At 73.9% G+C, this 6,644-nt stretch carries 7 protein-coding genes and 1 pseudogene; 2 read left to right on the top strand and 6 right to left on the bottom strand.

Annotated elements, in window-relative coordinates:
* Nucleotides 1–329, top strand: a 329-nt coding sequence (locus tag CCN44_RS33085) for a YjbQ family protein (protein WP_086701930.1), incomplete at its 5' end; no start/stop codon positions are given.
* A gap of 103 nt (nucleotides 330–432) precedes the next feature.
* Here the strand turns inward: CCN44_RS33085 and CCN44_RS33080 are convergent.
* The gene (locus CCN44_RS33080) at nucleotides 433–1,248 is read right to left on the bottom strand and encodes a helix-turn-helix transcriptional regulator (protein WP_086701927.1); all 816 of its coding nucleotides are present in this window, start codon (nucleotides 1,246–1,248) and stop codon (nucleotides 433–435) included.
* A 295-nt stretch (nucleotides 1,249–1,543) separates the two neighbouring features.
* Nucleotides 1,544–1,945, bottom strand: a complete 402-nt coding sequence (locus CCN44_RS33075; protein ID WP_059247897.1) for a DUF5997 family protein — start codon at nucleotides 1,943–1,945, stop codon at nucleotides 1,544–1,546.
* A gap of 264 nt (nucleotides 1,946–2,209) precedes the next feature.
* Between CCN44_RS33075 and CCN44_RS33070 the strand changes: the two genes are divergently transcribed.
* A complete protein-coding gene (locus CCN44_RS33070; RefSeq protein ID WP_189397328.1) occupies nucleotides 2,210–3,007 on the top strand; it encodes a LysR family substrate-binding domain-containing protein in 798 nt (265 codons plus the stop codon).
* A 45-nt stretch (nucleotides 3,008–3,052) separates the two neighbouring features.
* On the opposite strand, the gene CCN44_RS33065 is transcribed toward CCN44_RS33070, so the two are convergent.
* The 4 genes and pseudogenes from CCN44_RS33065 to CCN44_RS33050 all read right to left on the bottom strand — a co-directional run bounded on the left by CCN44_RS33065 (nucleotide 3,053) and on the right by CCN44_RS33050 (nucleotide 6,343).
* Entirely contained in the window at nucleotides 3,053–4,552 is a 1,500-nt protein-coding gene (locus CCN44_RS33065; RefSeq protein ID WP_086701924.1) for an MFS transporter, read from the bottom strand.
* A gap of 82 nt (nucleotides 4,553–4,634) precedes the next feature.
* Nucleotides 4,635–4,856, bottom strand: a pseudogene (locus tag CCN44_RS33060) (hypothetical protein); the annotation flags it as partial.
* 285 nt (nucleotides 4,857–5,141) lie between these two features.
* A complete protein-coding gene (locus tag CCN44_RS33055; protein WP_086701919.1) occupies nucleotides 5,142–5,846 on the bottom strand; it encodes an HAD family hydrolase in 705 nt (234 codons plus the stop codon).
* 20 nt (nucleotides 5,847–5,866) lie between these two features.
* A complete protein-coding gene (locus CCN44_RS33050) occupies nucleotides 5,867–6,343 on the bottom strand; it encodes an Lrp/AsnC family transcriptional regulator (RefSeq protein ID WP_189397329.1) in 477 nt (158 codons plus the stop codon).
* Nucleotides 6,344–6,644: the final 301 nt, after the last annotated feature.

Genomic DNA, 6,644 nt, shown 5'->3' with positions numbered 1-6,644 from the left:
GGGAGGTGGCGGCCGGCCGCGACGGCCTGCTGAACGTCTTCGTCCCGCACGCCACCGCCGGGATCGCCGTCATCGAGACAGGCGCCGGCAGCGACGACGACCTGCTCGCGGCGCTGCACACGCTGCTCCCCGCCGACGACCGCTGGCAGCACCGGCACGGCAGCCCCGGCCACGGCCGGGACCACGTCCTGCCCGCCATCGTCCCGCCGCACGCGACCCTCCCGGTGATCGGCGGACGCCTGGAACTGGGCACCTGGCAGTCGGTGTGCCTGGTCGACACCAACAAGGACAACCCCGACCGCCGGGTCCGGCTGAGCTTCCTGGGCTGAGCCGTGCCGGGCCGGCCGGCGGCACGGCGGCCCGACGGCGGCGCGTCACGCGCGTACGGCGGCTCGGAGGCGCGTCACGCGCGTGCGGCGGTTCGGCGGCGGGTCAGGAGGGGCGGGCCCGGGCGGCCTCCGCCGGAGCCGGCGACGGGACCAGCCCGAGCCGCTGGGCGCGCAGTACCGTGCCGACACGGTCGCGGGTGCCCAGCTTGCGGTAGATGTTCTCGATGTGCTTGTGCACCGTGCGGACCGAGATGCCGAGGCGGCGGCCGATCGCGTCGGCGGTGAGCGCATCGGTGAGCAGCAGCAGGACGGCGGTCTCGCGCGGGGTCAGCGCGCAGTCCGCCGCCCGCCGGTCCGGAGCGCCGGCCGGGCCCAGCGCCCGCCGCCACTCCTCCAGCAGCTGCCGTTGCCGCTCGACCGCCGACAGCAGCGGCTGGGCGCGCTCGGCCAGTACCAGCTGGTCGTCGGTGAAGTCCGTACCGGCCCGGTACACCAGGCATCCGGTGACCGGCTCGCCGCTCCCCGGAAGCGGCACGCCCAGCACATGGTCGACGTCCAGGACCTCGCGGAGCAGCCGGGCCATCGGGCTGTCCGGCCAGGTGCGGCCCACCGCGCGGTGTGCGGTGACCGGCGTCCGGTCGCCCCCGGACCCGTAGTGACCGGCGAAGGGATAGCCCGCGCGCAGCAGCCCCAGATCGGCGTCCCCGAGCCGGGCCAGCTCCGCGGCGGCGGCGTCGGGCACCGTACCGACCGTGCCCGTGCTCTCGCTCCAGTCGTCCAGCTTGTGGATGACCGCCTCACCGCCGCACACCTCGGCCAGCGTGCCGGCCAGCATCGGCCACAGCCGCTCGGGTTCCCGCTCGTGCAGCGCCGCCACGGCGACGGCCATCATGCGCTCATAGGCCCTGTCCAGCCGCACGGGTCCCTCCGGTTGCCTTGCGTGTCCGTCCTCCCCGTCGGCGTACGTAGTTGTACGCATACCCCCGCGGTCCCCCGGTGTCGCACACTTCAACCGGCGACACCGGCCTGGTCGGACGCAACGCGTCCGACGGGCCGCCGGCACGGGGGAACGGCGGCCCGTCCGGTGTCGCCGGCCGGCCTCTCCTCCCGGATCTCGCCCGAGGGTCTGCTCGCCGGATCCGGTCCGAGGATCTGCTCGTGAACCCACAACGCCCCCCGGGCAGAGCCGGAGGGCGTCGGGACGGGCGGAAGGATCAGCCGCGCTCGGCGCCGCCCTCCTGCTGCTCCTTCTTCAGGTTCTTCAGCCGCGCGGCCTCCTTGCGGACCTCGGCCTGGGTGGCGCGCTCCTTCTCCAGCCACTCGGGCCGCTCCTGCTTGAGCGCCTCGATCTGCTCGGTGGTCAGCGCCTCGGTGACCCCGCCCCGGGCCAGGCCCGCGATGGACACGCCCAGCTTGGCGGCCACCACCGGACGCGGGTGGGGACCGTTGAGGCGCAGCTCGCGCAGCCACTCCGGCGGGTCGGCCTGCAGCTCGTTCAGCTCGGCGCGCGAAACCACACCCTCCTGGAAGGAGGCGGGGGTGGCGGGGAGGTACACACCCAGCTTCTTCGCCGCGGTCGCGGGCTTCATCGTCTGGGTGCTCTGCTGCGACTTCATGACGTCAAGGGTATCGGCCGTGTGCGCGAGGCCCGACCACGGCCGATGACCGCGGACCGGCGGCCACCGGCGACGGCGGACCGGCTACCGGCGATGCGGACCGGCGGCCCTCCGCGACGGCGGACCGGCCACCGGTGACGCGGACCGGCCACCGGTGACGGCGGACCGCCGGTCCCCCCCCGCGACGGCGGACCGGCCACCGGCTGCGGGGGCCGGCGGCGGCCGGTGGCGGAGGGTGACGGTGGCGGCCGGTAACCTGGCCTGGTGACAGGCTCGGAGGATTCACCGTCGTTCCGGCTCGCGTACGTTCCCGGAGTGACGCCCGCCAAGTGGGCGAAGGTCTGGAACGAGCGCCTGCCCGACATCCCGCTCACCCTCGTCCAGGTCCCGGCCGCCGAGGCGCCCGAGGTGCTGCGCGCGGGGGAGGCCGACGCGGGCTTCGTCCGGCTGCCGGTCGACCGCACGTTCTTCAGCGCGATCCCGCTGTACACCGAGACCACGGTGGTCGTCGTCCCCAAGGACCACCTGATCACGGCCGCGGACGAGGTGACCCTGGCCGACCTCGCCGACGAGGTGCTCTTCCACCCCTTGGACGACGTCTTCGACTGGGACGCCCCGCCGGGCGAACCGGCCTTCGAGCGGCCCGCCACCACCCCGGACGCCATCGAGCTGGTGGCGGCCAACGTCGGCCTGCTGGTCGTCCCGCAGTCCCTGGCCCGCCTCTATCACCGCCGGGACCTCACCTACCGCCCGGTCGTCGACGCGCCGCAGTCGAGCGTCGCCCTGTCCTGGCCGGAGGAGGCCACCACCGATCTGGTGGAGGACTTCATCGGCATCGTCCGCGGGCGCACGGTCAACAGCACCAGGGGGCGTACGGCGGCGAGCTCCCCGGCCGACGCCAAGGGCAAGCGCTCCGAACAGGGCGGGTCCCGGCAGTCCCCGGCGGCGAAATCGCCCGCCAAGTCCTCCGGGAAACCGGCGGGCCGTACGACGCGCGCCCGCACGGGCGGCGGCAAGTCCGCCAAGCCGGCCAAACGGGGCAAGCCGCGCCGGAGGTCGTGAGCCCGGACGAGGCGGCGTGCCCGACCAGGTCGTGAACCCGGACGCTCAGGCCCCGGGCCGCACCGCCTTCTCGGCGCCGCCCTCTCCCGGACCGCCCCCGACCGTCTCCCCGGCCTTCTCCGGTTCGGGACGCACCTGCCGTTCCCGCAGATCGGCGACCGCCAGCACGAGCGCGACCACGATGATGCCGACGGCGGAGAGCAGCCCGAGCTGCATCGCCGTATCGGTGCGGCCGTGGTTGGCGAGGTGGGCGAAGTACACCGAGCCCACCACCGCGATCCCGGCCGCCGAGCCGACCCGCTGGCCCGTCTGCAGCACGCCCCCGGCCGCGCCCGCCCGGTGCACGGGGACCCGGGTGAGGGTGAGGGTGGTGTTGGGGGAGACCGTCAGACCGGAGCCGATGCCGCCGACGAGCAGCGGCAGCGCCGACGCCCAGCCCAGGTTCCGCCCGGGCACCAGTTCCACCGCCGCCATCACCCCGAGCAGCCCCACCGCCACCCCGCCGAGGCCGAGGATCACCACCTTGCGGCCGAACCGCACCACCAGCCGCCCGCCGGCGGCGGCCCCGACCGCAGAGGCCGCCGCGAAGGGCAGCACCGTGAGACCCGAGGCCAGCGCGCTGTAACCCAAGCCGTTCTGCAGGTACAGCGCGTACAGGAAGAAGACGGTGGTGAAGCCCGCGAAGTAGGTGAGGCTGATCAGCGCGCCGAGCGTGAAGGAGCGCAGCGAGAACAGGCCCAGGTCCACCAGGGGGGCGCGCCCCAGCCGCCCCTGCCGTTTCTCCCACGCCCAGAACGCCCCGAGCAGCACCAGGGCCACCGGCACCAGCGCCCACTTCTCCCGTCCGGGCCACTGCTGCTCCTGCACCAGGGGCAGCATCAGCACGAACACGCCCGAGCCGAGGAGCAGTACGCCGAAGAGGTCGAACTCCTCGTGTCTGCCCATCGCCGGGAGGCGGGGCAGCAGCCGGAGCCCCGCCACGAAGGCGGCCACCCCGATCGGCAGGTTGACGAAGAACACCCAGCGCCAGCCGTCGTCGGTGCCCACGGCGTCGATCAGCAGGCCGCCCGCCAGAGGGCCGGCCGCCGTCGACACCCCGATGACCGTGCCGAGCACGCCGAAGGCCTTGGCCCGTTCGGCGCCGCTGAACATCTGCTGGATCAGCCCCGAGGTCTGCGGGGCGACGATGCCCGCCGCAGTGCCCTGGATCAGGCGGAACACCACCAGCCAGACGGGGCTGGCCGCGAGCCCGCACGCCAGCGAGGCCACCGTGAACAGGGCGAGCCCGAACAGGAAGGCCTGGCGCCGTCCGCGCATGTCGCCCAGCCGGCCCGCGGGGACGAGCGCGAGCCCGAACGTGAGGGCGTACCCGGAGACCACCCATGACTGGGTCGCCTCCGAGGCTCCGAGGCCGCGCTCCAGCGAGGGCAGCGCGACGTTCACGATCGAGGTGTCCAGAAGCGAGATGAAGCCCGCCGCCAGACAGACCCCGAGCGCCTTCCACCGCCGCTCGTCGGGGGCGGTCGGGGTCTGTTCCGTGCTCATGGGGTCACGCTATGCAGTCACGGCCCACCTCGCACGGTGAACCACCGCGGCGTCACCCCGCAACGGCGCCTCCACCGGCCCCTCAGGGCACGTAGGACGCCCTGCGCGCCGTACGCCACACCGTGTAACCGTCGGCGCGCCCGAGCCTCCCCCCGGCGATCCAGGCGTCGACGACCTTCCCCACCCGAGCCACCAGCGCGCCCTTGCTCCGGAAGGGTGCACCGGCCCCCACCGCGTCGAGCAGCGTGGTCCCGTCGGGGAGGGCCGGATCGGCGACGCCGGAGTCGCGACCGCCGAGGACCACCCCGCCGACGTTGCACACGGCGAGACACAGATACCGGGTGGTGTCGTCGCCGAAGTCCAGCACCCGGTTCGCGTCGTGCTCGGGCTTCACCCAGGCGGACAGCGTCACCGCGGTCGCGTCACCGCGGTCGCGTCGCCGAGTGTTCCGCCGGGCAGGTCGACGTACTGGCAGGACCCGCGCAGTGCCGAGCCCCGCGTTCGCCCGGAAGGCCTGGAGCAGCCGGTTCACGTCGTAGCCGCGGGCGTGGTCGCTTGGAGAAGGGTGCGTCGCGACAGGGGCGCCATGTCAGCGGGTGGTCGCTCCGCGGGCCGCGTCCCGTAGCCATGCGTACGCCGATCGCGCCGAGAACTCCGCCTGGCCGCCGCGCAGCAGCAGGGACGCGGTGGTGAACTCGGGCGCGTCCGCCTGGGCGGGGACGTAGGGGAGCGCGATGCACCGCATGCCGGCCGCGTGGGCGGCGGCCGCGCCGGGGGCCGCGTCCTCCAGGACCACGCAGTCGGCCGGGTCCGCGCCCAGCCGGCGGGCCGCCTCCAGGAAGACGTCGGGGGCGGGCTTGCCGTGCGGGACCTCGTCGGCCGAGACCACCGTGCCCAGGTGGGCCGCCAGGCCGGTGCCCGCAAGGATCGCCTCGATGGCCTCCGGGGACGAGCCCGAGGCCACCGCCATCGGGACGCGCTCGGCGGCCAGCAGTTCCACGAACCTGCGCATCTCCGGGTACGCGCGCGTGCGGGTGCGGGCCAGATCCAGGTAGCGGCGGTTCGTCGCGGCCAGCAGCTCCGCCGCCGAGGCGCGCAGGCCGTAGCGCTCCCGCCAGATCGTCACGGTCTCCCGGGTGCTGATGCCGACATAGCTCTCATGGTCCGCCCAGCTGAATCCCGGGACGCCGTGCTCGGCCAGGACCTGCCGGCTCGCCTCGTAGTAGTTCGGCTCGCTGTCCACCAGCGTTCCGTCGAGATCGAAGATGACCGAGAGGGTGTCGAGATCGCTCATGGCGTTCAGGATGCCAAGCGTCAGGCGCGCGTCGCCCGGCCGACCGACTCCACCAGGGGCAGCAGCCGGTACGGGACGCGCTCGCGCAGCGCCACCTCGGTGCGGGTGCGCACCACGCCCGGGAGGCTGATCAGCTTCTGGATCACATCCTCCAGATGCGCGTTGTCCCGGCCCACCACCCGCGCGAGCAGATCTCCGCCCCCGGTGATCGAGAAGGCCTCCACGATCTCCGGTACGGCGGCCAGCGCGTCCCCCACGTCGTCCAGATGGCCCTGGGTGACCTCGATGTGCACGAACGCCAGCACCGGATGCCCCAGTGCGGCGGGGGAGAGGGAGGGGCCCGTGCCCGTGATCACACCGTCCCGCTCCATCCGGTCCAGCCGGGCCTGGAGCGTGCCGCGGGCCACGCCGAGGATGCGGGCGTACTCGCGCACGCTGGTGCGCGGCTGCTCCAGGAGCAGCCGCAGGATGCGGGTGTCGAGTGCGTCCACGGCCATGATGGACGACTGTACCAATGGCCCAGGCGAGCCGAAGCCGCCCGTGCCGTGCGACCTGGTCCGTTGGCATTCCGGTGGGCAGACGTGCCGAGCCGGTGCTGAGCCAATGGCTCAGTGAATCGGAGCACACTTGAGCCAGTGACCTCGGTGATGCTCTCATGGACGTGTCGATGGCGCTGCGGATCCCCGCGGCGCCTTTTCTGTGTCGGTGTTCCCAGGGGAGGGCAGCAGTGCTGAAGAGGATGTTCGTGGCTCCGGACCCCGGGCGGGCGCGGTTGCGCTTCGCCGTGCGGGCCGTCCT

It is taken from the genome of Streptomyces tricolor (assembly GCF_002155905.1).
In the GTDB taxonomy this organism is placed as follows: Bacteria; Actinomycetota; Actinomycetes; order Streptomycetales; family Streptomycetaceae; genus Streptomyces; species Streptomyces tricolor.
The sequence above is the reverse complement of the archived record's forward strand: the minus strand, read 5'-3'. Positions and strand labels throughout refer to the sequence as shown.